Source organism: Yersinia similis, from assembly GCF_001053095.1.
In the GTDB taxonomy this organism is placed as follows: Bacteria; Pseudomonadota; Gammaproteobacteria; order Enterobacterales; family Enterobacteriaceae; genus Yersinia; species Yersinia similis.
Genome location: NZ_CGBP01000012.1, coordinates 25,721 through 50,033 on the forward strand (window position 1 = coordinate 25,721; position 24,313 = coordinate 50,033).

The following is a 24,313-nucleotide window of genomic DNA, read 5'->3' on the forward strand; positions in this document are numbered from 1 at the left end:
GAGTAATTATTTTTAGCCCCGTAATTAATCATCACTGCTAAGGTCTGATAATGGTTGTATTAATGCAATAGCGTTAATGTTTCCTATGACTGTAAGTTGCTACGGATCACAATTTTAGCTACGCCCTGCGACTCCTCCCCAGCTAATCCCTCATCGGGATGATGCTCTTGCCAGTACTCATTGGCAGGATACGGGTAAAATTACCCATTCACAGGATAGAGACCTCCCTATGTCACAGCCTATGCTTAAAAAGGACGATTTTCTGGCCGCCCTGACTCGCCAGTGGCAGCGCTTTGGCTTAACCTCCGCTCAGCAAATGACCCCGTATCAATGGTGGGAAGCTGTCAGCGCTGCGTTAGCCGAACAGTTATCTGCTCAGCCCGCACCGAGCAAGCCAAAAAATGTACAACGCCATGTTAACTATATTTCGATGGAGTTTTTAATTGGTCGTTTGACAGCTAATAACCTGATTAATCTGGGTTGGTATGACACGGTGGAAGCACTGTTAGCGGAGCAGCAGGTCAAGCTGAGTGATTTGTTAGAGCAGGAAACGGATCCGGCATTGGGCAACGGGGGCTTAGGGCGTTTGGCGGCTTGTTTTCTTGACTCAATGGCAACCGTTGAGCAACCGGCAACGGGCTATGGGCTGAATTATCAATATGGCCTGTTCCGCCAGTCTTTCCGTGAATGTAAACAGCAAGAAGCGCCGGATAATTGGCAGCGGGAGAGTTACCCGTGGTTCCGCCACAATGCGGCATTGGCCGTTGATGTGGGGTTTGGCGGTAATCTGGTCAAGCAAGCCGATGGCCGCCAATTATGGCGTCCGGCCTTTACCTTGCGCGGTGAAGCGTGGGATTTACCGGTGTTGGGTTTCCGTAACGGCGTGACACAACCGCTACGTTTGTGGCAGGCGACGCACCAGCATCCGTTTGATTTAACCCTTTTTAACGATGGCAAATTCTTGCTGGCGGAACAAAATGGTGTTGAAGCAGAAAAACTGACCAAAGTACTGTACCCGAATGATAACCATCTGGCCGGCAAACGCCTGCGCCTGATGCAGCAATATTTCCAGTGTGCCTGTTCGGTCGCCGATATCTTGCGGAAGCACCATTTGGCGGGCCGTAAACTGGCTGAACTGCCGGACTATGAAGTTATTCAGCTCAACGATACCCACCCAACAATCGCTATCCCAGAAATGCTGCGGGTACTGCTGGATGAGCATCAGCTCAGTTGGGATGCCGCTTGGGCGATTACCAGCAAAACATTCGCTTATACCAATCATACGTTGATGCCAGAAGCCCTTGAATGCTGGGATGAAAAACTGGTACGCAGTTTGTTGCCACGCCATTTTGTCATCATCAAGCAGATCAATGCGCAGTTTAAAAAGCGGGTGAATAAACAGTGGCCAGGCAATGACGAAGTGTGGGCCAAACTGGCAGTACATCATAATAAACAGGTGCGGATGGCGAATCTGTGTGTGGTCAGCGGCTTTGCTGTCAACGGCGTCGCCCAGTTGCATTCGGATCTAATTATCAAAGATCTGTTCCCTGAGTATTACCAATTGTGGCCAAATAAATTCCACAATGTAACGAATGGTATTACGCCGCGCCGTTGGTTGAAACAATGTAACCCGGCACTCTCTGGTTTGATTGATGACACCCTGAAAGTGGAGTGGGCCAACGATCTGGATGTTTTGCAAGACTTGGAACCCTACGCTGAGGATCCGGCTTTCCGTCAGCGTTATCAGCAGATTAAGTATGATAACAAGGTTAAATTAGCGCATTACGTCAAGCGCGTTATGGGGCTGGTTATCAATCCCGACGCTATTTTTGACGTACAGATTAAACGGCTGCATGAATATAAACGTCAGCATTTGAATTTGTTGCATATCTTGTCGTTGTATCGTCAGATCCGTGACAACCCGGCACTGGATATCGCACCACGGGTGTTCCTGTTTGGTGCCAAAGCTGCACCAGGCTATTATTTAGCCAAGAATATTATTTATGCGATTAATCAGGTTGCCGACAAGATCAACAATGATCCGATCGTTAAAGATCGTCTGAAAGTGGTGTTTATCCCCGACTATCGTGTTTCTGTCGCCGAATTGATGATCCCCGCAGCAGATGTATCTGAACAGATATCCACAGCAGGCAAAGAAGCCTCGGGTACCGGCAACATGAAAATGGCGCTAAATGGGGCGTTGACGGTTGGGACGCTGGACGGTGCTAACGTTGAAATCGCCGAGCAAGTGGGCGATGAGAATATCTTTATCTTTGGTCACACGGTTGATCAAGTGAAAGCCATTCTGGCGAAGGGGTATCAGCCAAAGAAATACGTGAAAGCAGACCCACATCTGAAAAGTATTCTGGATGAATTGGCCAGTGGTGCGTTCAGTCAAGGTGATAAGCAGGCATTCGACATGATGTTGCACAGCTTATTAGAGGGGGGCGACCCTTATCTGGTATTGGCTGACTTTGCCTCCTACTGCCAGGCGCAGAAACAAATTGATGCGCTGTACCGTGATAAGGATGAGTGGACCCGCCGTGCCATTCTTAACACTGCCCGAGTCGGGATGTTCAGCTCTGACCGTTCTATTCGCGATTATCAACAGCGAATTTGGCAAGCCAAACGTTAAGGAGAAGACTGCATGGATCGTAAATCGCTCGATCAAGCAGCAACACTGGCAGGGATAGCTGCCAGTTACATTAATGCTCATGGTAAACCGCAGGCGACGTTAGCGGAAACCAAAGAGCAGTTGTTGGCGGCCATGGGGCGCTCTCTTGATGCCCATGATACTCAGACAGCGAATACCCCTTTGCCGGTGGTCAAAGTGTTTACGTTTGGCAGCCCGATGCAATTGCCAATGGCAGGTTCTGGCGATTATCACTGGCAGTTACAGACTGAGAACGGTGAGCTGCATCAGGGGCGTATCAGCGCGAAAAAAACGCTGACATTGCCTGCCTCTTTGCCGCTGGGTTATCACCGTTTGATATTGGAACAAGATTTACAACAGTGGCAGTGTTCAATCATCGTTGCACCGAAGCGCTGCTACGAGCCTGACGCTTTATTGCAGGGAAAAAAACTGTGGGGGGCTTGCGTACAACTGTATACCCTGCGTTCCGAGCGTAATTGGGGTATCGGTGACTTTGGCGATTTAAAGCAGATGCTAGGGCAGGTTGGCGAGCGTGGTGGGTCCTTTATCGGTTTAAATCCTATTCATGCGTTATATCCAGCTAACCCGCATAGTGCTAGCCCCTACAGCCCGTCATCCCGGCGCTGGCTGAATGTGATTTACATCGACATCAATGGGGTCGAAGAGTTTCAGCAAAGTGAAGCCGCACAGCATTGGTGGCATCAAGCTGAGACACAACAGGCGTTGGCAAAAAGTCGGGAAAGCGAGTGGGTTGATTACCCGCTGGTTATGCAGCTTAAATTGGCGGCTTTGCGCTTATCCTTTCCACTGTTTACGGCCCGCAAAGCCAAAGATGCACGGGTGCAGGCATTCCGGCGCTTTGTTGAGCAAGGTGGGCGCAGTTTACATCAGCAGGCTGCATTTGATGCCCTACATGCGCATTTAAGTGAGCATGATCCGATGATGTGGGGCTGGCCAGTGTGGCCAGAAAAGTACCGTGATGGTCATAGTAGTGCGGTGGCTGATTTTTGTCGCGAACACGCTGACGAAGTGACGTTCTATCTGTGGTTGCAGTGGTTGGCAGCCAGTCAATTTGATGACTGCTTCCAGTCCAGCCAACAGCGGAAAATGCCGATTGGCCTGTATCGTGACTTGGCGGTGGGGGTTGCTGAAGGTGGCGCTGAAACCTGGTGTGACCGCGAGTTATATTGCTTGAAAGCATCAGTGGGTGCCCCGCCAGATATCTTGGGGCCATTAGGCCAGAACTGGGGGCTACCGCCGATGGACCCTCATGTCATGGTCGCGCGCGCGTATCAGCCTTTTATTGATTTACTGCGTGCCAATATGACCAGTTGTGGTGCATTGCGCATCGACCATGTCATGGCATTATTACGCCTGTGGTGGATCCCCTATGGGCAGACTGCCGATCAGGGCGCTTATGTAAAATACCCAGTGGATGATTTGCTGGCGGTATTAGCGCTGGAGAGTCAGCGCCATCATTGCATGGTGATTGGTGAGGATTTAGGCACGGTACCGGTGGAGATTGTGGGCAAGTTACGTGATAGCGGGGTGTATTCCTACAAGGTGCTCTATTTTGAGCATGACAGTGAGAATATCTTCCGTGCGCCACAGTCTTACCCGGTGCAGGCGATGGCGACCATCACGACTCATGATTTACCGACATTGCGCGGCTACTGGCAAAGTGATGATCTGACTTTGGGGAATAAACTGGGGTTATATCCGGATCAACAGATATTGAAGCAGCTCTATCTTGACAGAGAGCGAGCCAAACAAGGGTTATTAGAAGGGTTGCATCGTTACGATTGTGTGCCAAAAAAAGTGGGTCACAAAGCGGCACTGTTATCGATGAGCCCAGTACTGAACCGTGGTTTGCAGCGCTATGTTGCAGACAGCGCCAGTGCATTGTTGGGGTTACAACCAGAAGATTGGTTGGATATGGCAGCACCAGTGAATATCCCCGGTACCACTGACGAGTACCCTAACTGGCGACGTAAATTGTCAGCGTCTCTGGAAGAGATATTTGCCGATAGCCAGGTTAACCGTTTATTGAAAGATTTGGATAAACGGCGCAAAAACGTTTCGGTTGGGTAATATGGGTGGGGGTTTATACCCTAAATAATTCGAGTTGCAGGAAGGTGGCAAGGGAGAGGCAAACCGGTCAAAGACCGGTTTGGGAGGTTATTGACAAAGTGCCTGCAACGGAGAGAACAGGCAGCAAGCAAGCGAAGCCCGATGAGCTTATTTATATAAGGTCAACGACAAGTCAGTGATTCGGGTGAGCGCGCGCGGGTAACGCCGCTGTAGTGCCAGGTAAGAAAGAGACTACCTAAAGTCATTGGTGTTACAGCAAGGCAGTAAGCAAACGAAACCCGATAAGGAAGTGATTCGGGTGAGCAAGCGCAGGTAACGCCGCTGTAGCGCCAATGACAAAGGGTAAATTAATTAGTAATAAGAGTGCTCGCCACGCTGATGCTCGGTCAGGTCTCTTACCCCTTTCAATTCTGGGAATTTCTGCAACAACTCTTTCTCGATGCCTTCTTTCAGTGTGACATCGACCATAGAACAACCGTTACAACCGCCGCCGAATTGCAGGATAGCCAAACCGTCTGGTGTGATTTCCATCAGTGTCACTCGGCCACCATGGCCAGCCAATTGTGGGTTAATCTGCGATTGCAGAACATACTCAACCCGTTCCATGAGTGGCGCGCTATCGTCTACTTTACGCATTTTAGCGTTTGGTGCTTTCAAGGTTAACTGAGAGCCGAGCTGGTCAGTGACGAAATCTATTTCAGCGTCTTGTAGATAAGGTACGCTCAGTTCATCAACATAGGCTGATAATTGCTCGAATTTCAGTTCGGTATCTGTTGCCTCAACCGCATCTGGTGGGCAATAGGAAACACCGCATTCAGCAGTTGGTGTCCCTGGATTGATAACAAATACACGAATTTGGGTGCCTTCTTCTTGATTTGCCAACAGTTTGGCAAAATGAGATTGTGCTGCGTCTGTTATTGTGATCATGGCATCTGCTCAATAGTTGACTACTCTTGTCGGTTATAATACGCCCATTGCTGGGGTGACTACAAGGTTCGGCAGACACACCAGATTTGTAATGAGGCAATACCTTGGGCCCACAGCAGATGGGCAATTTCATTTAGTGTACTACCTGTGGTGACAACATCATCCAGCAAGGCAATATGTTGCCCCCGTACTGACTCAGCACAACGAAAGATTCCGCGCACGTTCTTTCGCCGCTGTGCCGCCGTCAGTTGCCGTTGCGGTGGCGTAGCTTGTATACGCTGTAGCGTCAGTGGGGTGTAATCGCAACCAAGCCAGTGTGCCAGTGGACGAGCCAGTAGATCCGTTTGGTTGTATCCACGCCGCCAGCAGCGCCAATGATGTAGGGGGACACTGACGATCCGTTGTGGCTTGATGACCTTATCATTATTACGGCATCGGGTCTCCCGCCAGTGGCGTAACCATCGTAATAATAATAGACGAGCCAACACGGGGGCCAGTTGGGGGGCTCCACCAAATTTGAGTTGTTTAATCAACCCGCTTAGTGGTGGGGCATAATCACCCACGAACATCATATGGTGCCAGCGCGGTGGTGCAATCAGACAGCGGCCACAGCGCAGGAATGTGCTGGTGGAAGGTAAACCGCAGCAAGGGCAGCAGGGAGGTAACACCGGTAGATGACGCTGGCAGTAACAACAAATGCCGTGTCGGTTGTGATACAACGGTTGCTGGCATAGCCAACACTGGCTAACGATTGTTAGCATAGGCATCTTCCTTGATTTTAGTGCCCTTTTAGTGAGCTAAATCACCTGACAGGGCTGTTATTATTATGGCGACAGGATATTACTGTATGAAGCAGCTTTATTGGTACACCTGCGGTGAAGGCGATTGCGATCTTGTGTTGTTGCACGGATGGGGGCTGAATAGCGGGGTATGGCATTGCATTATTGATCGGCTTGCGCCGCATTTTCGTTTGCATTTGGTGGACCTGCCGGGTTATGGGCGCAGCCAAGATTACGGTGCGATGTCGCTGGTTGACATGGCCGAGATAGTGGCACAGCAAGCGCCGAAACAGGCACTGTGGCTTGGGTGGTCAATGGGTGGGTTGGTCGCTAGCCAAATAGCCCTGAGCCAGCCAGAGTGTGTCCGGGGGCTGATAACCGTCTCCTCTTCTCCCTGCTTTACCGCGCGTGATGAATGGCCGGGTATCAAGCTGGAAGTGCTGGCAGGTTTTCAACATCAGCTAAGTGATGATTTTCATCGTACAGTAGAACGCTTTTTAGCCTTGCAAACCTTAGGGACTGAAAGTTCGCGTCAGGATGCCCGTTTGCTAAAATCTGTCGTGCTACAACATCAAATGCCCGATGTTGAGGTATTGACCGGGGGGTTGGAGATCTTGCGCACTGCGGATCTACGTACAGCACTGGCCGATTTTACGCTGCCTTTTATGCGCGTTTACGGTTATCTGGACAGTCTGGTCCCACGCAAAGTCGCATCGCGATTAGACCGTGCCTGGCCACAAACCCAGTCGGTGGTCATGCAAGGGGCTGCTCATGCCCCCTTTATTTCTCACCCTGATTATTTCGCCAAATTAATACTGAGTTTTGCTGAAGAAAACAAAAAATAATGGCGTTAGCTTCTTATTTTTCCTCTCTATTTTTACTGCCCAACTTATATTGGTTGGACAAAATGGTTGTGTAAAAGAAAATTATTTAAGTTATTAAATGGATAAATATTTAATCTGTTTAATAATTAGAAAGGATGAACCGGAGGTTATCCAATGAATGTGTTCGCGACATACTCATTGAGGTGACGCTTCTTTAGAGGCTGTGAAGGTGCGATGTAAAGCTTGGATTGTTATTAAAAGTTAGATTGTTATTAAAAGTTAGATTGTTATTGAAAATCAGATTGTTATTGAAAATTAGGCTGTTATTTAACACTAATAATACTGTATCTGCTAATCCTTTAAATTAAATAGATATTATCTTTATTTCACTTAATTTCTTCTATATCCAAGTTATTTCGAGATGCAGATAGGCGGCAACTGTTATTGATATTTAGCGCCGGGAGCAGATTTGAATGCTGCTTGCAGCGGCCTCGCAGAGGCGAGACCCATGGATGGGCCGAGTAAGGAAAGTAGCCAACACGCATGCGGCTTGAAGTATGGCGGGTATATATCAATCAACTACGAGGTGTTTCATATGAATTTATTGAAAAATGTGGCTGTTGCTTTGGTGATCAGTGGTCTTTCTTTCGCCGCTATTGCTGCCAAGGAAATTACTAAACAAGAAGCAGAAGCCAATAATTACGAGAAGATAGGTACGGTCAGTACCGCAGGTGAGGCGGCTTCGCCAATGGACGTTAAAAAAGAACTGTCAAAACTGGCAGACGCAAAGGGCGGTAAATATTATGTGATTATCGCCGAACGTGAGAAGGGGAAGTTTGATGCTGATGCCGATGTTTATAAGTGATTATTTATCGATAATTACTTATAGATAAGTGTTTATAAAAAATGGTTTATCAATGTTGGCTTGTAAATAATACGGAATCAACATGTTGAGATGCCCAGATGGGCATCTCTTATTTATGTGCGTGAGGTTCCTTTAACTGATAGAGCACAGTATTACAGTGTTGATGGCCTTCGGGGCAGCTTTTGCAACTGCCTGTCAGACAGCCACTATTATCCAACTCAATACGTTCTATCTTCCCCATGGCGGTTAACTTCTCCAGCATGGCGTTGACCAAGGGTAACGGTGTTGCCAGCTGCCGGCTTAACTGGCTGGCTTCAGCGCTGCCATTGAGGGCAATCGCATCGCGTAGTTGCAGTAGGCTGACCATCGTTCCCCTCTTTTTACGGCTGGCTAATGGGTGATCAATGGCAATTGCTGCCACTGCCACTGCCACTGCAGCAATTAGCAGGTTCACTGTTTTGTAATCTGACAGTGACCCGGCTACGGGCACGGCGTAAACCAAATAAGATCAATGCATTAACGACAATTACTAACGCAATAATACTCAGGCTCTGCTGTGGGTGATCGCGGAAGGTGGCCGCCTGATAGAACAGGGTCGCTAGCGAGTAGGCCACATTTAACCCCCACAATATGGAGAAGGTCATCCAGCCGCGGCTGGTTTCGCGCGCGATGGCCCCCATCACTGAGACACAAGGCACATATAGCAGCACGAAAATCAGGTAGCTGTAGGCGGAGATGCTGGAGCCGAACTTACTGCTCATCATACCCATTGAACCGGTAGTCATCTCGCCGTCACCTTTACTGGCTTCAATAGGGTTAGCAAGCACGCTAAGACTAAAGGTGTCCTTTAAGCCCTGCCAGGTTTCATCAACGGCACCTGCCAATTCATCCAGTAAATTAAAGCTTTCTGCATCGAAGGGGACATTGTTAATTTGCTCGGCGGTATAAAGGGTATTTAGCGTCCCCACCACGACTTCTTTTGCCATGGCTCCAGTTACCAGCCCGACGGTTGCCTGCCAGTTATCGGCATGGATACCCATGGGCATCAGTAATGGCGTAAGCACTTTACTGACTGAGGCCAATGCTGAGTCATTGATACTATCTACCGCCTTGCCGTTGAAAGAGAAACTATTCAGGCCACCAATAAAGATACTGGCGATCACAATCACTTTCCCAGCCCGTAGCACAAAACCTTTTAATCGTTGCCAAGTTTGTAATAACAAACTCTTTAGGTGTGGCACATGATAAACCGGCAGCTCCATCACGAACGGCGAGGCTTCACCACGCATAATGGTGTATTTCAGAACCAGGCCGGTGAGAATGGCAACCGCAATACCTAACAAATAGAGAGAGAAGACGATACTCGCTCCGTCCTGCCCGAAGAATGCCGCGGCGAAGACTGCAAAAATAGCCAATCGTGCACCGCAAGACATAAATGGGGCCATCATGATGGTGATTAACCGCTCGCGTTGGGCATCTAAGGTTCGCGCCCCCATAATTGAGGGAACATTGCAGCCGAAACCGACAATCAGCGGCACAAAGGATTTACCGGGCAATCCCAGCGCTTGCATTAAGCGGTCCATAACAAAAGCGGCCCGAGCCATATAACCCGAGTCTTCCAGAAATGAGAGGAACAAATACATCATGCCGATCTGTGGCACTAATGGCAGTACGGTGTTAATCCCACCGCCGACGCCTTGTGCGAGGAAAATCGTCAGCCATTGTGGGAAGTGTAACGTATGGCCGACCCATTGCAGACCCTGAATAAAGATAGCAGCAGAACCAATGTCAAAAATCGGTTGCAGTGCCCCGCCAATATTGATTGCCAATACAAACATCAAATACATCACAAATAGGAATATTGGGACCCCTAACCAACGGTTAAGGATCACGCTATCCAGTGCTTGTGTCAGGCGATTAGGCTCTGCCTGCTGTGAATTACCCACGGCCTCACACAGGTGAGCAATGCTTTGATAACGGGCATCCGCGATAATCAGCGCCGGATCTTCGTGCTGCTGCTCACGTAGCTGTTGGCGGGCTTGTTCAACCATTGAGGGCGCGACACCCGCCCGGTTCAGGCTGTAGATGTCTCCTTCCAAGATTTGCAGTGCTAACCAGCGGCGTTGCTGCATGGGTAAGGCGTCGGACATCGCGGCGACCAGTTTATCCACTTCACTTAGCAGAATGGGGGGATAGCTCACCAGCGCACTGAAGATGGCGGGTTGAAACTGATCAATACTGTTTTTTAATTCATCGATACCACGCCCACGGGTCGACACCAATGGAATGACCGGGCAACCCAATTTTTTAGATAATGCGTTGATATCAATTTCGATATGCTGACTTTCGGCGATATCCAGCATGTTCAGCGCCACGATGCATGGGATACCTAACTCCAACAGTTGCAGTGTCAGGTAGAGATTGCGCTCTAGGTTGACAGCATCAATCACGTTGATCAGCAGATCAGCTTCGCCACTCAAAATATAGTGACAGGCAATTTGCTCATCCAGAGAAGTTTGCTCAGAAATGGTGGTCAGGGAGTAAGTCCCTGGCAGGTCAACCAATGTCACCTGATGTTGGGCGGTGTTGAAGTGGCCTTCTTTGCGTTCCACCGTGACCCCGGCCCAGTTACCTACCCGCTGGCGAGCACCGGTTAACTGGTTAAACAGCGTGGTTTTACCCGCATTCGGGTTGCCGATAAGGCCTATAGTGAGTGCTTTCATGATCCAACGTGATATCGATAAATTAAAATCAAACTGCGCGAGGCTATTTTTTCAAACCGCAGGGCAGATAGAAATAGGGCGCAGACCTGAGTTATTGGGGTTGCAGGTCCAAAGTGAGCAGGTCTAAGTCTTTTTTGCGGACCACCAGACTGACCCGACGGGTTTCTATCTGAATGGGATCACCTAACGGCGCAAGACGAACAACATTAAACGAGGAGCCAGGCAGCATACCCAATGACAAGAGTTTTTGCCGGTAAGCTGGGCTGATTTCAGGAGAAAAACCAATGATTTTGTAGGATCGTTGGGGGATAAGATGCATATAAGCCTCTTGAAATTTTGGATAAATTACCGTTATCGGTGTACCAAACATTCAGCCAAAACGAGCAAGTTAAAATACAATGATTTAAATAATAATACTGAGAATCATTTTCATGCTCAATTAAATAAAGCATTCCAATAGTAACCACTTATTACAGTATTATTTATATAATTAATGTCTTATTTCTATAACTAATGAGTATGGTTCCTATTTATGTATTGTTTTACCATCAAATTACCGAGATCGCAAATGAGAATGATGTACTAAATCAGTTAATGAATTTTTCTGTAAGTCTATGCTGGCATTGAAAATACCGATGAGTAACATAATTGAGTCACGCTGGATTTAATCAGGTAACATTTGAGTTTTAATTAACTCATAGAATGCTATCGTAATTATTTATAAATTAATGAGAATATCTGGAGGGGTTAATTATTTTGTTAAATTATTAAGCTGCCCCCTAATTATTAGATTGATATCCAATAGCCGGGGGCAATTTAATGGCCGTCCTTGTCAGGGATTAGCGTTTTTTAAAGGCCGCCGCCAGCGCATCACTCATGGCACTGTTACCCGCCGAGCTGCTATCTGATCGCCCTTTGGCCGGAGCACGGTTAGGCGCATTATGACCTTTCGCGTCGTTATGTGGGCGATTCGCCCCGCGGTTATCATTATTGGTGCGCTCGTTACCGGTGCCAGTGTTGGAACGGCGGGAGTGAGCCTCACCCGGCTGCTCATCAAGGCGCATGGTCAGGGCGATACGCTTACGTTGCAGATCCACTTCCATAACTTTGACTTTGACGATATCGCCTGCTTTCACCACTTTATGTGGATCATCGACAAATTTATCGGCCAGCGAAGAGATATGCACCAAACCATCCTGATGAACGCCGATATCCACAAAAGCACCAAAATTTGTCACGTTAGTGACCGCGCCTTCAAGGATCATGCCCGGTGTCAGGTCATTAAGTGTTTCCACTCCTTCCGCGAAGGTGGCTGTTTTAAATTCAGGGCGCGGGTCACGACCTGGCTTTTCCAGCTCTCGCAGAATATCGGTTACCGTCGGTACGCCAAAACGCTCAGTAGTAAAATCACGAGCATTGAGGTTGCGCAGCGCATTGGCATTGCCCATTAAGTCCTGCAATGCCTGCTCGGTGGCCGCTAAAATACGCTCGACTACCGGATAGGCTTCTGGGTGAACTGTCGAGGCGTCTAAGGGGTTATCGCCGTGGTTAATACGCAAAAAACCAGCACACTGCTCGAAGGCTTTTGGCCCGAGGCGGCTGACTTTCAGTAATTGCTCACGGTTACGGAAGCGGCCATTCTCATCACGCCAGTTCACGATGTTCTGTGCCATCATACGAGTCAAACCGGCAACACGTGTCAGTAACGGCACCGAAGCCGTGTTTAAATCCACGCCAACGGCGTTTACGCAGTCTTCCACCACCGCATCCAGCTTCTTCGCCAATTGGCTTTGGCTGACATCGTGCTGATACTGACCAACACCGATAGATTTCGGATCGATTTTTACCAGTTCAGCCAACGGATCTTGCAGACGGCGGGCAATGGAAACCGCGCCACGGATGGAGACATCCAGATCAGGAAACTCTTGCGAGGCCAATTCAGATGCCGAATAGACCGAGGCACCGGCCTCACTGACGATGACTTTTTGGGCGGTTACGGCCGGGTACTGTTGTTGTAGCTCCACAAAGAAGCGCTCGGTTTCCCGTGAGGCCGTGCCGTTGCCGATAGCCACCAGTTCAACCTGATGTTTGATGCACAGGGCGGCCACAACAGCGGCGGCTTTTGCTGCCTGGCCGGTGTGTGGGTAGATGGTATCGAAAGCGACCAGCTTGCCAGTTGCATCCACCACCGCGACTTTCACGCCAGTACGCAGGCCGGGATCGAGGCCCATGGTCGCGCGCATACCTGCTGGCGCGGCCATCAGCAAATCTTGCATATTACGGGCAAAGACATTGATAGCCTCATCTTCAGCCCGTTCACGCAAGGTGCTCATCAGCTCGGTTTCCAGATGCAACAGCACTTTAATACGCCAGGTCCAGTTGACCACTGCTTTACGCCAGCCGTCCGCTGGCGCATTATTCAAGCGCAGATCAAGATGGTTGATAATGATCTGTTCACCCTGACTTTCGCGCGGCGGTTCGTCAAATTGCGGATCAGGATTCAATGCCAGTTGCAGTACCCCCTCATTGCGGCCACGGAACATGGCCAATGCGCGGTGAGAAGGGACTTGTGCGATAGGTTCGTGGTGATCGAAGTAATCGCGGAATTTAGCGCCTTCCTGCTCTTTGCCTTCCACGACTTTTGACACCAGATGGGCGTTTTTCCACAGATACTGACGCACTTTCGCCAGCAGGGTAGCATCTTCGGCAAACCGCTCCATCAAAATATAGCGAGCACCATCCAGCGCGGCTTTAGTATCAGTGACGCCTTTATCGGCATCAACATAGGCCAGCGCGGTGCGCTCGGGGTCTTGTTGTGGATCCTGCCATAAACTCTCTGCCAGGGGTTCCAACCCGGCTTCAATGGCAATCTGCCCGCGAGTGCGGCGCTTCGGTTTATAAGGAAGATACAGGTCTTCCAGCTCGGTCTTACTCAGGGTGGCGTTGATCGCCCCGGCCAGCGGGTCGGTGAGTTTTCCTTGATCTTCAATTGATTTAAGAATGGTTTGGCGGCGATCTTCTAATTCACGCAGATACCCCAGACGGCTTTCCAACTGACGCAGTTGGATATCATCTAACCCGCCGGTAACTTCCTTACGATACCGCGCAATAAAGGGCACGGTATTACCTTCATCAAGCAGGCGGATAGCGGAGATAACTTGCTCCGGCCGGGCCTGCAGTTCGCTTGCAATAATGCGGCTCAGTGGTTCATTCATAAGTCTGATATCAATTTTGATTTACCCTTTGTATTTGAAGCCGCAGGGGGTAGCGGTGCTCACTCACCCGAATAACTTACCTGTAGTAGACTTTACTGTGAGATAAATTCTACTGCTCGATAGGTTCACCGGGATTTGTTCGTTTGCTGCCTACCTGCAACGCCAAGTGCTCTGAGTATAGTGAGTAGGAAAAACGATAAAAGACAGTTATACGGATTGCTTAGGTAAAATGCCAGTAGAGTGCTCGTTAGGCTTGAGGTAACGTGGACATCAGCACAATTTATTTATTCACAATTTATTTATCTGTAGAAACGGTTTATTTGTAAGGTTACTTATTTGTAAAACGACGAATCCATAAAAAGAATCGGTTACAGTAGTGGCATTCATACCACGTGGACAACGTTGCGGTAGGAATTAGTTATTATGATGAAAAATAGCTAATTTTATGAAAAGTAACGACGATGACAAAAAGTAACGACGATGGCGAAAAATAACGATTATGGCGAAAAGTAACGATTATGGCGAAAAGTAACTACATCACCCGTGAAGGCTGGCAGGCGCTGGACCGTGAATTGCATTATCTTTGGCGAGAAGAGCGCCCGGTTGTCACTCAGGCGGTTTCTGAAGCTGCTGCTATGGGTGACCGTTCAGAAAATGCTGAATATATTTATGGAAAGAAGCGGCTGAGAGAAATCGATCGCCGGGTACGCTTTCTCGCCAAGCGCCTTGAAGTGCTGAAAATTGTTGACCCTGATCCTCGCCAGGAAGGTAAAGTCTTTTTTGGTGCGTGGGTGCGGGTAGAAAATGAACAAGAAGAGCAACGCATCTTCCGTTTGGTGGGGCCCGATGAGTTTGACCCGGCCAAAAAATGGATTTCAATTGATTCACCGGTCGCCCGTGCATTGATAGGGAAACAAGTCGATGACGAGGTTACCGTGCAAACACCTAATGGTGAGGCAACCTACTGGATATTAGAGATTCGTTATCGGCCATTTGATGAAGATAGGCTATTTAATGAACATATTGATAATTAGGCGTTTGATAATTAAGTATACAAATAAGCTTTGTAACAATTTCAACTAGAATTTATACCATTAATAACTGTCTGTTAGAGTAAGTTTTTCTAACAATGTGCAGATCCAGGCAATACGGCCTTTGGGAGTAATAAAATGCAAGAGAATCACAAGATTCTAGTCGTTGATGACGATATGCGTCTACGTGCGCTACTAGAACGTTATTTGACGGAGCAAGGTTTTCAGGTCCGCAGTGTTGCCAATGCTGAACAGATGGATCGCTTGCTGACTCGTGAGTCCTTCCACCTGATGGTACTTGACCTGATGTTACCGGGCGAAGATGGTTTGTCGATTTGCCGCCGCCTGCGTAGCCAAAGCAATCCGATGCCGATCATTATGGTGACGGCAAAAGGCGAAGAAGTGGATCGTATCGTTGGGCTGGAAATCGGTGCGGATGATTATATTCCCAAGCCATTCAATCCTCGCGAATTACTGGCTCGTATCCGTGCGGTACTGCGCCGTCAGGCAAACGAACTGCCGGGAGCACCTTCACAAGAAGAGGCGATCATTGCGTTTGGTAAATTCAAACTAAATCTGGGCACGCGCGAGATGTTTCGTGAAGATGAGCCTATGCCATTGACTAGCGGTGAATTTGCGGTGCTTAAAGCATTGGTTAGTCACCCGCGTGAGCCGTTGTCCCGCGATAAGTTGATGAATCTGGCCCGTGGCCGTGAATACAGCGCGATGGAACGTTCTATCGATGTCCAGATTTCCCGTTTGCGTCGAATGGTGGAAGAAGATCCAGCCCATCCGCGTTATATCCAGACGGTGTGGGGCCTAGGCTATGTATTTGTACCGGACGGCAGTAAAGCATGAAGTGGTGGCGCTTTTCTCCACGTAGCTCATTCGCCCGAACCTTATTACTGATCGTGACCTTGCTGTTTGTCAGCTTGGTTACCACGTATTTGGTGGTGCTGAATTTCGCCATCTTACCTAGCTTGCAACAGTTCAATAAAGTGTTGGCGTATGAAGTCCGTATGCTGATGACTGATCGGCTGCAATTGGAAGATGGCACACTACTTGAAGTCCCGCCCGCGTTCCGGCGTGAGATTTACCGTGAGTTAGGTATCTCGCTTTATACCAACGCAGCGGCAGAGGAAAGTGGCCTACGCTGGGCACAGCATTATAAATTTCTCAGTGATCAAATGGCCCAGCAGTTAGGCGGGCCAACCGATGTTCGGGTCGAGGTCAATAAAAACTCACCAGTGGTTTGGCTAAAAACCTGGCTGTCGCCAGATATCTGGGTACGCGTTCCCCTCACGGAGATTCATCAAGGCGATTTCTCGCCACTGTTCCGTTATACCCTGGCAATTATGCTACTGGCAGTGGGCGGAGCCTGGTTATTTATCCGTATTCAGAATCGGCCTTTGGTAGAACTGGAACATGCGGCTTTACAGGTCGGTAAGGGGAATATTCCGCCACCATTGCGGGAATACGGTGCTTCGGAAGTTCGTTCAGTGACACGGGCATTTAACCAAATGGCCGCCGGGGTCAAATTGTTGTCTGATGACCGTACCTTATTGATGGCTGGCGTTAGTCATGATTTACGTACTCCATTGACGCGTATTCGCTTGGCAACGGAAATGATGAGTGAAGACGACGGTTACCTATCTGAATCGATCAATAAAGACATTGAAGAGTGCAATGCGATTATTGAGCAGTTTATCGACTATCTGCGCACCGGGCAGGAGATGCCGACTGAATCGAGCGATCTTAATTCTGTATTAGGTGAAGTGATTGCTGCAGAAAGTGGTTATGAGCGGGTGATTGAGACGGATTTAGCTGAAGGTGAGGTGCTGGTAGATATTCATCCATTATCGATTAAACGCGCGTTAACCAATATGGTGGTGAATGCGGCCCGTTACGGTAATGGCTGGATAAAAGTGAGCAGTGGTAAGGAGTTGCAGCGGGCTTGGTTCCAGGTTGAAGATGATGGCCCCGGTATAAAACCCGAGGATTTGAAGCACTTGCTCCAGCCTTTCGTGCGCGGCGATAGTGCCCGCAGCACCAGCGGTACTGGGCTAGGTCTGGCGATTGTTCAGCGAATCATTGATGCGCACGCGGGGTCATTGGAGATTGGCACCAGTAAGCGAGGCGGGTTACGGATCCGCGCATATATTCCATTGCCGTTGGATGTGAGGCCCAAGCCACCAACGGTGGCTTGATGGAGAGATAAGCGGTTTTATCAATAGGTCAGTGGTTTTATCAATAGGTCAGTGGTTTTATAAATAAATCAGTGGTTTTATAAATAAATAGAAAAAAGGGGCACAATTCTGAAAGTGCCCCCTGTAACGCTAAACTAAAACAGCTAACACTGGCTTAGATCTTTGGCCCCGCGCTAACCAACGCGGCCCCTGCAGGGGTATCGGTATATTTATCAAAGTTAGTCGCAAAACGCTGCGCCAAATCTTCGGCTTTCTCTTGCCACTGCGCTTCATCAGCGTAGGTGTCGCGAGGGTCGAGGATATCGGGATTCACACCGGGTAACGCCATGGGTACTGCCAGATCAAAGATTGGCAGCGTAAAGGTTTCTGCCTTATCAATCTCCCCATTCAGGATTGCGTCAATAATGGCGCGGGTATCCTTGATGGAAATACGCTTACCCGTCCCATTCCAACCGGTATTGACCAGATAGGCTTGCGCGCCAACCGCTTGCATACGCTTAACCAGCACTTCAGCGTACTGTGTTGGGTGCAGCGATAGGAAGGCCGCACCAAAACAGGCAGAGAACGTTGGCGTTGGCTCAGTGACGCCACGCTCTGTCCCTGCCAGTTTGGCAGTAAAGCCAGATAGGAAGTGATATTGAGTTTGGTCTGCGGTCAGACGAGATACCGGGGGTAGCACCCCAAAGGCATCGGCGGTCAGGAAGATAACCTTGGTCGCATGACCTGCTTTAGACACTGGTTTAACGATGTTATCGATGTGGTAAATTGGATAAGAGACACGGGTGTTTTCGGTTTTAGAACCGTCATTAAAATCAACGGTACCGTCGGCCAGCACCACCACGTTTTCCAGCAAGGCGTCGCGTTTAATTGCGTGGTAAATATCTGGCTCTGCTTCTTCAGATAACTTAATGGTTTTAGCGTAGCAACCTCCCTCGAAGTTAAAGACGCCATCATCATCCCAGCCATGTTCATCATCACCGATCAACTTGCGTTTTGGATCGGTGGATAAAGTGGTTTTACCGGTACCCGACAGGCCAAAGAAGATGGCAACATCGCCTTTTTCGCCGACGTTAGCCGAGCAATGCATTGAAGCAATGCCTTTCAGTGGCAGCAGGTAGTTCATCATCGAGAACATCCCTTTCTTCATTTCGCCGCCATACCACGTGCCACCAATCAACTGCATACGTTCTGTCAGATTAAAGGCGACAAAGTTTTCTGAGTTCAGGCCCTGCTCTTTCCATTGTGGGTTAGTGCATTTGGCACCGTTCATCACGATAAAGTCAGGTTCGAACCGAGCCAGTTCTTCATCTGATGGACGGATAAACATATTTTTGACGAAGTGTGCCTGCCAGGCAACTTCCGTGATAAAGCGGACTTGCAGGCGGGTATCCGCATTAGCACCGCAGAATGTATCGACAACAAAGAGGCGTTTGCCAGAGAGTTGTTCCGTCACCAGACCTTTCAAATGGCTCCAGGTCTCTTGGCTCAGAGGCTTGTTATCATTTTTACCTTTGCCCTGATCGGCCCACCACACGGTATCCTGAGTGATAGCATCGCGGACAATATATTTATCTTTTGGTGAACGGCCGGTAAAAATACCGGTATCTACCGCTATTGCGCCTGTAGTCGTAAGTGTTCCACGCTCGTATCCTTCCAACGTGGGCTTGGTCTCTTCTTCAAACAGTAAATCATAGCTTGGGTTGTAAACAATCTCGCTGACGTTATGGATGCCATAGGCGGCGAGCTCCTGCGGGGTAATTCCTTTAACACTCATGTCATAACTCCTGGATCGTCAATTTTCTACCAGCGATTGTAAGTACTCATCTCTGATTAACAGCGATAGCTATCAAATATTTTAATATATGACCTATTTTTCGCTAGGTTATGAGAGATGGAACACGAATTGTCGCAAGTGTGAAACGGAGGAAATGACCGGGCACTAATAGGTGCCCGGCTAAGTATTACGAGGATTAATGAATTTGTTCAGAAGAGACGCTATTGCCATTCTTTAATGTAGCAATATCAACTGCATCAAACAGATAATGGTTACCGCAATATTCACAATGCATATCAATATTGCCATCTTGCTCGAGCATTTCGGTGACGTCATCGTCAGCCAGCGTCACTAAGGCATCGGCACAACGTTGGCGGGAGCAGGTGCAGCGGAAGCTGACATTTTGTGGCTCATACAGCGTCACCTCCTCCTGATGATACAGGCGATACAGCACTTCATTGGCTGGCAGTGTGAATAACTCCTCAGCTTTAATGGTCGTTGTTAGCTGTGCCAGATGGTCAAACTCATCTTCATTACGTTCCTGCGCTGGCAGTACTTGCAGTAGCATGCCGCCCGCAGCCGCTTTATCGGCAACATGCCCGGTGCGGATAAACAGGCGAGTCGGCAATTGCTCTGACTGCATGAAGTAATTTTCCAGACAGGCCGCGATAGTCTCACCTTCTAATGCCACAACACCTTGATAGCGTTCGCCTTGTGCAGGTGTAATGGTGATCACCAGATAGCCGTTGCCGACCATCTCTTGCAGTGTGCTGTCATCGCTTATTTCGCCTTTAAAGCGAGCAACACCACGCATTTCCTGCCGGTTATTACCGTTAATGACCGCCAGTGTTAAGGGGCCATCACCGCCCTGTAATTGCACGGTAATATCGCCATCAAATTTCAGGGTAGCAGTCAGCAGGCTGGTCGCGACCAACATTTCACCCAACAGTTTCTGTACCGCTGGTGGGTAATCATGGTTGGCTAATACCTGCTGGTAGGTTTCATTAACTGAAACCAGTTCACCGCGTACAGCATGATTAGCAAACAGATAGCGGTGTAATTGGTCGTGATTAGACATAGTTTTCTCTCATGTTGGCCGCCGTTTAAATCCGTCATCTTTCAAGTTGCAGGTGTATTGGCTACGTTCGTTACTCGGCCCGGCTGCAAGCCGCGTTCAAGTCTGCTCTTGGCGCTAAGTGTCAATAACAGTTGTCACTCGTTTGCCGCCTTCCTGCATGTTGAAATCTATAAGGTTTACTCAGGCTCGCCTTGTTTAAATTTGATCAGATTGCGACGTTCTTTTTTATCCGGCCGCCGATCCGGATGCGGCATGGTCAGGGCATTCAGCTTACGTGCCTGTGCGACTTTCGCTCGGTTGGCAATGCTGGCCTCGGTTTCTTCATACAATGTTTGGGCTTCTTCTGCCCCCCGGCGTTGACCATGTAACGCCAATACACGCACTGTGCGCTCATCATTACCTTGCCGCAGACGGATCTCAGCATTGAGTTCAACCAGCTTGCTGGGCTTGCCTCGTTGGCCGTTATAGTGGACTTTACCGCCATCCACCATGTCACGTGCGATCGCTCTGGTTTTATAAAACCGTGCGGCCCATAACCATTTATCCAGCCGTACTGATTCCGCTGGGGAGATTTTATCCTTCATAAATGCTCCTACCCGTCATACTGTTTTATTCACAACGTAACTGTAAGGCGGGCAACAGTTTACGATAGTCATTGATTGCCGGATGTCTGTGGAAGGCTTTATCAGCACAGCTGGAGTCCGGGTTTTCTACCCCAAGGCAGTAGCGGATACCAAAGGCTTGCGCAGCATCCAAAATCGCTTCGCTATCATCGACAAACAATGTTCTGGCGGGGTTCAGCCCGGTATGCTGCGTAACCGCTTGCCACAACCGTTGATCTTCTTTCGGATAACCAAATGTATGGGTGGAAAGCAATAAATCAAGGTGCTGGTCAAGGGCGGTGTGCTCAATCTTTACTGCCAAACTATGCGGATGGGCATTGGTGAGCAAAATGGTTTGCAGGCCATGCTGACGCAAACCAGATAGGAATGGCACGGTATCCTGACGTAAGCGTGCGCGGCTGCCGATATCAGAGGTCATGGCATAAATATCTAAATCCAGCCGTTCGCGCCAGTAATCGAAGCAATACCAATTCAAGGTATGCTGCACAGCGTTATATTCATCATGAATAATTTTGTGCGCTTGTTCGAGTGGGATCCCTCTGCGTTGGCTCAGGGTTTCTGGCACTAATTTTAACCAGAAATGGCTGTCGAACGCCAAATCCAGCAGGGTGCCATCCATATCTAGCAGTACGGTATCAATTTCTTGCCAGTTAAAATCGGGGGGCATAACGACTCCATTCCTCCATTCCAATGATGTTGGGTGATGGTGGATATTTTCTGCTATAAGCGAGTAGATAAAGCTAGCCTAGCATATCCATGTTACACCGTGCATCTGCTGGCATGATCGTCTATCAATCGGAGATGAGTGAACTAGCGCAGGAAGGGTGGCGATGTGAAAGTTTGATTAAAGCAATCGTCATAATAACGTTGAATGTTATCCATCCGGCGACGATTTTTCATGGCACGTTGAATTAATAAGACCATATTGACCACCAGGCAAAAAATCAGCACCAGTAATAGCAGGCTGGTCGCCAGATAGCGACCCAGAGTGACAATATCAGGCTCACTATGCAGCGCAATATGCCGTGTGCCATTCGCATCAGTCGTGATATTGGTAATAATGCCTTCCGCTTTAAATGGGGTATCAAGTAGCAGCGCCGAGAGCCGCTGCAATTCCCGCCACTGTTCCAGCGCACTGTAGTCAAACAGAGGCAGCGTTGGAGCAGGGTGGTTCACTAACTGCTTGCCCTCATCGCTGGTGATCAAAAAACCGCCCGGAGGTGGGCTATTCAACGCTTCTGTTGCTAAATGTGTTTCACGATAAACGAATGATGACGCTGCGGTATTAATCAAATTTTCCAGTACATCGGCACTGATTGGGCGTAACAGAACATTCATCCCTTCCAGGTTCCCGGATTGCGCCCGTTTGACCAAGGCTGACCAGTTTTTGGCATTCCCCAGATTAACCAATGCATTCTTCAGGCGAATACAATCGGTATTCTCGCTACATAACGCCTGTGTTTTCAGCACAATGTCAGAAAAATTGTCCAATAGAATCATGCCCGATTTCTCAATGGCGGTAGCCAGTTGCGGGTTGACGCTGGCATCAGAACCCTGTGGGTGCAGTTGTTTATTGATTGTTTCTACCAGTGCCGCTGCTTTTTCTATGGTTTCAGATTCAGGTTGTGGCAAGGGGGAGGCGGTATTCCAATAAATACCGGAGCAATCAAAGGGGGTGAAAACGAAACCGCGTGTATTTTGAATATTGGGAGGAACATAGCACATGCCGTTACCCTGAGCCTTCAGCATATCGCCGATGCGTAGTGGCATTTTGTCCAGTGCTGCGACGCTGGTCACCTGTTGGCTTTGAGCCCCTTGCAACCAAGCAACGCTCAATTTTAGGGGGAGGCTGAGTGGTACGTAAATCAGTAATAACACCAGTACCAACAGTGAGCCGACGAGCAAGGTTAGGTTTTTCCCCCAGCGTTGTAACGGGAACATTTTCATTTCATCATGGAGGGATAAAAAAGCCCCCTGACGTACAACTTGGCGATTAAGGTAGATATCAATATGGGTTTTTTTGCCTAAATCATGTACAAAATAAGGTCCCCAATGCGCCGGATAAATGAGATCAACGATCCCGAGTGAGATATTGTTTATCTGCCCCTGATTTGACTCGCCAAACAGACCCCAGCGCTTGGGGGTACCATTTAAGCAGTGCACTTCCCGCAAATCTTTTTCTGACAAGGGTCGGAAGAGGTTCCAACATGCCCAACTGGTTAATGACACTGCCACGATAACCAGCCAGGGTAGTGTCACCGTCGGCCCGGATAATGCGAAAAACAGCAACAATAAAGCCATGCAAATGGCGCTGGCTTCTTTTAAACCATTAGGGCCATGCAGAGCATATTCTTCCGGGGTTTCCTTACGGATATTAAGCAGCTCAATATGTTCGCTATCTTCTTTGCGAATAGACGCATTTTGCGATACTGGCGGTAAAATGGGCTGATAGGTATTCTCAGACTGATGATTGTTAAGCGTATACCCATTAAGGGAGATCACCAGCGGGATTGTCTGGGTTTGGATAAGCTCAACATCATTATCCTGAGTAATATATTGTTCCCAGGCCGAGGGCAGATGAACTTCTATTGAATCGAGATAATAGCGCCATTTATTTGGCTCATCGCTGGCGACACCATAGCGGGTAATGGCGCGGGTAACGGAATAGACGTTATCACTTTGCGGTGTGAGCACCAACATTGGGGGGGATGGAGTACTGGCTGCTAGTGTGTGGGAATCAAAAGCCTGCTGCGTATTAAACCCATGCTTATTTTGCTGATTACGCAGATAACTTTCGATACTCACTCGCTCTTCTGGCGTGAGTTTTCGGTGTGTCGGTTTAACAAACGGCAACGCTGCTGTTATGGAGTGGGGACGGCGGAATCGGAGCCACCACAGCAGACCTACGGCGATCAGACTGGTCAACAGTAAGGCCAATATTAAAACTATTGTGCTCATCCCATCCCCATCAGAGCGCTTTTAATTTACGTCAACGCTATGAAAAATAAATAAAAAATCGCGGAGGTATATGGCCTAATAACCCAATGATTCAGCGCCTATTCCGCCAATGCTCACAAAATGACCTAACGCAATAGCGCTTGCCAGTAGACTAGTTAGGGTAGCAAAGCTAAGACAGCCACAATATCAGCATAATCCTATTTTCAAACCATTCTTCGTGTGTGGAGGGATAATTTAGGGCGAATATTAACCAGTTGAATTTTAGCTGAACTCGACGTCATGTTAAAAACGAGTAAATTATATCTAACTGGCATTGCGATAAAGGTTCTCATTAACGCACAATGTGATCAAGTTCTAATATACCCTTTGTCCTTGACGTTGCAGGGGTGTTGGTTGCGTTTACTCACCCGAATCACTGACTTGATTCAGCTCATCGGGATTCGTGTACTGGCCGCCTACCTGTAGAACCAATAAATTTGGGGATAAAAATCACACAAAGTGTCTGGATAATATTGACGGATAATATCGCGTTTTCGTTAATTCAGATATGTGTTAAATGGCGGTG

At 48.5% G+C, this 24,313-nt stretch carries 18 protein-coding genes; 7 read left to right on the forward strand and 11 right to left on the reverse strand.

The features are described 5' to 3' along the window. Nucleotides 1-229 precede the first annotated feature (229 nt). The gene (gene malP, locus AC971_RS10650) at nucleotides 230-2,635 is read left to right on the forward strand and encodes a maltodextrin phosphorylase (RefSeq protein ID WP_038402063.1); all 2,406 of its coding nucleotides are present in this window, start codon (nucleotides 230-232) and stop codon (nucleotides 2,633-2,635) included. A 12-nt stretch (nucleotides 2,636-2,647) separates the two neighbouring features. After that, nucleotides 2,648-4,744, forward strand: a complete 2,097-nt coding sequence (gene malQ / locus AC971_RS10655; protein ID WP_025381808.1) for a 4-alpha-glucanotransferase — start codon at nucleotides 2,648-2,650, stop codon at nucleotides 4,742-4,744. A gap of 351 nt (nucleotides 4,745-5,095) precedes the next feature. Here the strand turns inward: malQ and nfuA are convergent, their stop codons facing one another. Beyond that, the gene (gene nfuA, locus AC971_RS10660; RefSeq protein WP_025381807.1) at nucleotides 5,096-5,671 is read right to left on the reverse strand and encodes a Fe-S biogenesis protein NfuA; all 576 of its coding nucleotides are present in this window, start codon (nucleotides 5,669-5,671) and stop codon (nucleotides 5,096-5,098) included. Nucleotides 5,672-5,730: 59 nt separating this feature from the next. After that, nucleotides 5,731-6,432 (reverse strand): DNA utilization protein GntX, encoded by a 702-nt coding sequence (gene gntX / locus AC971_RS10665; RefSeq protein WP_038402061.1) that lies wholly within the window; start codon nucleotides 6,430-6,432, stop codon nucleotides 5,731-5,733. An 86-nt stretch (nucleotides 6,433-6,518) separates the two neighbouring features. Here gntX and bioH point away from each other — a divergent pair, with 86 nt between their 5' ends. Next, nucleotides 6,519-7,295 carry a pimeloyl-ACP methyl ester esterase BioH gene (gene bioH, locus AC971_RS10670; protein ID WP_025381804.1) on the forward strand — a complete coding sequence of 259 codons (777 nt, stop codon included), beginning with the start codon at nucleotides 6,519-6,521 and terminating at the stop codon, nucleotides 7,293-7,295. 574 nt (nucleotides 7,296-7,869) lie between these two features. Then, nucleotides 7,870-8,139, forward strand: a complete 270-nt coding sequence (locus AC971_RS10675) for a YdgH/BhsA/McbA family protein (protein WP_025381803.1) — start codon at nucleotides 7,870-7,872, stop codon at nucleotides 8,137-8,139. A 109-nt stretch (nucleotides 8,140-8,248) separates the two neighbouring features. On the opposite strand, the gene AC971_RS10680 is transcribed toward AC971_RS10675, so the two are convergent. The 4 genes from AC971_RS10680 to AC971_RS10695 form a co-directional block, all read right to left on the reverse strand. After that, nucleotides 8,249-8,506, reverse strand: coding sequence for a FeoC-like transcriptional regulator (locus AC971_RS10680; protein ID WP_025381802.1), 258 nt, complete (start codon nucleotides 8,504-8,506; stop codon nucleotides 8,249-8,251). Nucleotides 8,507-8,540: 34 nt separating this feature from the next. Beyond that, nucleotides 8,541-10,862 (reverse strand): Fe(2+) transporter permease subunit FeoB, encoded by a 2,322-nt coding sequence (gene feoB, locus AC971_RS10685; RefSeq protein WP_025381801.1) that lies wholly within the window; start codon nucleotides 10,860-10,862, stop codon nucleotides 8,541-8,543. A gap of 91 nt (nucleotides 10,863-10,953) precedes the next feature. After that, entirely contained in the window at nucleotides 10,954-11,181 is a 228-nt protein-coding gene (feoA, locus tag AC971_RS10690) for a ferrous iron transporter A (RefSeq protein WP_002208918.1), read from the reverse strand. A gap of 520 nt (nucleotides 11,182-11,701) precedes the next feature. Beyond that, complete coding sequence (locus tag AC971_RS10695; RefSeq protein ID WP_025381800.1) at nucleotides 11,702-14,077, reverse strand: Tex family protein; 2,376 nt, start codon at nucleotides 14,075-14,077, stop codon at nucleotides 11,702-11,704. Nucleotides 14,078-14,595: 518 nt separating this feature from the next. Here AC971_RS10695 and greB point away from each other — a divergent pair. The 3 genes from greB (at nucleotide 14,596) to envZ (ending at nucleotide 17,315) form a co-directional block, all read left to right on the forward strand. Further along, entirely contained in the window at nucleotides 14,596-15,111 is a 516-nt protein-coding gene (gene greB / locus AC971_RS10700) for a transcription elongation factor GreB (protein ID WP_025381799.1), read from the forward strand. Nucleotides 15,112-15,246: 135 nt separating this feature from the next. After that, entirely contained in the window at nucleotides 15,247-15,966 is a 720-nt protein-coding gene (gene ompR / locus AC971_RS10705; RefSeq protein WP_004393220.1) for an osmolarity response regulator transcription factor OmpR, read from the forward strand. Further along, complete coding sequence (envZ, locus tag AC971_RS10710; protein WP_025381798.1) at nucleotides 15,963-17,315, forward strand: two-component system sensor histidine kinase EnvZ; 1,353 nt, start codon at nucleotides 15,963-15,965, stop codon at nucleotides 17,313-17,315. Before ompR ends, envZ begins: the two co-directional genes overlap by 4 nt. 154 nt (nucleotides 17,316-17,469) lie before the next feature. On the opposite strand, the gene pckA is transcribed toward envZ, so the two are convergent. From pckA to AC971_RS10735, 5 genes are all read right to left on the reverse strand, one after another. Then, nucleotides 17,470-19,089, reverse strand: coding sequence for a phosphoenolpyruvate carboxykinase (ATP) (pckA, locus tag AC971_RS10715; protein WP_025381797.1), 1,620 nt, complete (start codon nucleotides 19,087-19,089; stop codon nucleotides 17,470-17,472). 196 nt (nucleotides 19,090-19,285) lie between these two features. Beyond that, nucleotides 19,286-20,167, reverse strand: a complete 882-nt coding sequence (hslO, locus tag AC971_RS10720; protein WP_025381796.1) for an Hsp33 family molecular chaperone HslO — start codon at nucleotides 20,165-20,167, stop codon at nucleotides 19,286-19,288. A gap of 176 nt (nucleotides 20,168-20,343) precedes the next feature. After that, nucleotides 20,344-20,751, reverse strand: coding sequence for a ribosome-associated heat shock protein Hsp15 (hslR, locus tag AC971_RS10725; RefSeq protein WP_025381795.1), 408 nt, complete (start codon nucleotides 20,749-20,751; stop codon nucleotides 20,344-20,346). 25 nt (nucleotides 20,752-20,776) lie between these two features. Then, entirely contained in the window at nucleotides 20,777-21,457 is a 681-nt protein-coding gene (gene yrfG / locus AC971_RS10730) for a GMP/IMP nucleotidase (protein WP_025381794.1), read from the reverse strand. A gap of 143 nt (nucleotides 21,458-21,600) precedes the next feature. Continuing rightward, complete coding sequence (locus AC971_RS10735; RefSeq protein WP_025381793.1) at nucleotides 21,601-23,748, reverse strand: intracellular growth attenuator family protein; 2,148 nt, start codon at nucleotides 23,746-23,748, stop codon at nucleotides 21,601-21,603. Nucleotides 23,749-24,313 lie beyond the last annotated feature (565 nt).

Bases quoted from the DNA above. Each gene is read 5' to 3' on its own strand.
- malP (WP_038402063.1), top strand. From the start codon at position 230: ATGTCACAGCCTATGCTTAAAAAGGACGATTTTCTGGCCGCCCTGACT.
- malQ (WP_025381808.1), top strand. From the start codon at position 2,648: ATGGATCGTAAATCGCTCGATCAAGCAGCAACACTGGCAGGGATAGCT.
- nfuA (WP_025381807.1), bottom strand. From the start codon at position 5,671: ATGATCACAATAACAGACGCAGCACAATCTCATTTTGCCAAACTGTTG.
- gntX (WP_038402061.1), bottom strand. From the start codon at position 6,432: ATGCTAACAATCGTTAGCCAGTGTTGGCTATGCCAGCAACCGTTGTAT.
- bioH (WP_025381804.1), top strand. From the start codon at position 6,519: ATGAAGCAGCTTTATTGGTACACCTGCGGTGAAGGCGATTGCGATCTT.
- AC971_RS10675 (WP_025381803.1), top strand. From the start codon at position 7,870: ATGAATTTATTGAAAAATGTGGCTGTTGCTTTGGTGATCAGTGGTCTT.
- AC971_RS10680 (WP_025381802.1), bottom strand. From the start codon at position 8,506: ATGGTCAGCCTACTGCAACTACGCGATGCGATTGCCCTCAATGGCAGC.
- feoB (WP_025381801.1), bottom strand. From the start codon at position 10,862: ATGAAAGCACTCACTATAGGCCTTATCGGCAACCCGAATGCGGGTAAA.
- feoA (WP_002208918.1), bottom strand. From the start codon at position 11,181: ATGCATCTTATCCCCCAACGATCCTACAAAATCATTGGTTTTTCTCCT.
- AC971_RS10695 (WP_025381800.1), bottom strand. From the start codon at position 14,077: ATGAATGAACCACTGAGCCGCATTATTGCAAGCGAACTGCAGGCCCGG.
- greB (WP_025381799.1), top strand. From the start codon at position 14,596: ATGGCGAAAAGTAACTACATCACCCGTGAAGGCTGGCAGGCGCTGGAC.
- ompR (WP_004393220.1), top strand. From the start codon at position 15,247: ATGCAAGAGAATCACAAGATTCTAGTCGTTGATGACGATATGCGTCTA.
- envZ (WP_025381798.1), top strand. From the start codon at position 15,963: ATGAAGTGGTGGCGCTTTTCTCCACGTAGCTCATTCGCCCGAACCTTA.
- pckA (WP_025381797.1), bottom strand. From the start codon at position 19,089: ATGAGTGTTAAAGGAATTACCCCGCAGGAGCTCGCCGCCTATGGCATC.
- hslO (WP_025381796.1), bottom strand. From the start codon at position 20,167: ATGTCTAATCACGACCAATTACACCGCTATCTGTTTGCTAATCATGCT.
- hslR (WP_025381795.1), bottom strand. From the start codon at position 20,751: ATGAAGGATAAAATCTCCCCAGCGGAATCAGTACGGCTGGATAAATGG.
- yrfG (WP_025381794.1), bottom strand. From the start codon at position 21,457: ATGCCCCCCGATTTTAACTGGCAAGAAATTGATACCGTACTGCTAGAT.
- AC971_RS10735 (WP_025381793.1), bottom strand. From the start codon at position 23,748: ATGAGCACAATAGTTTTAATATTGGCCTTACTGTTGACCAGTCTGATC.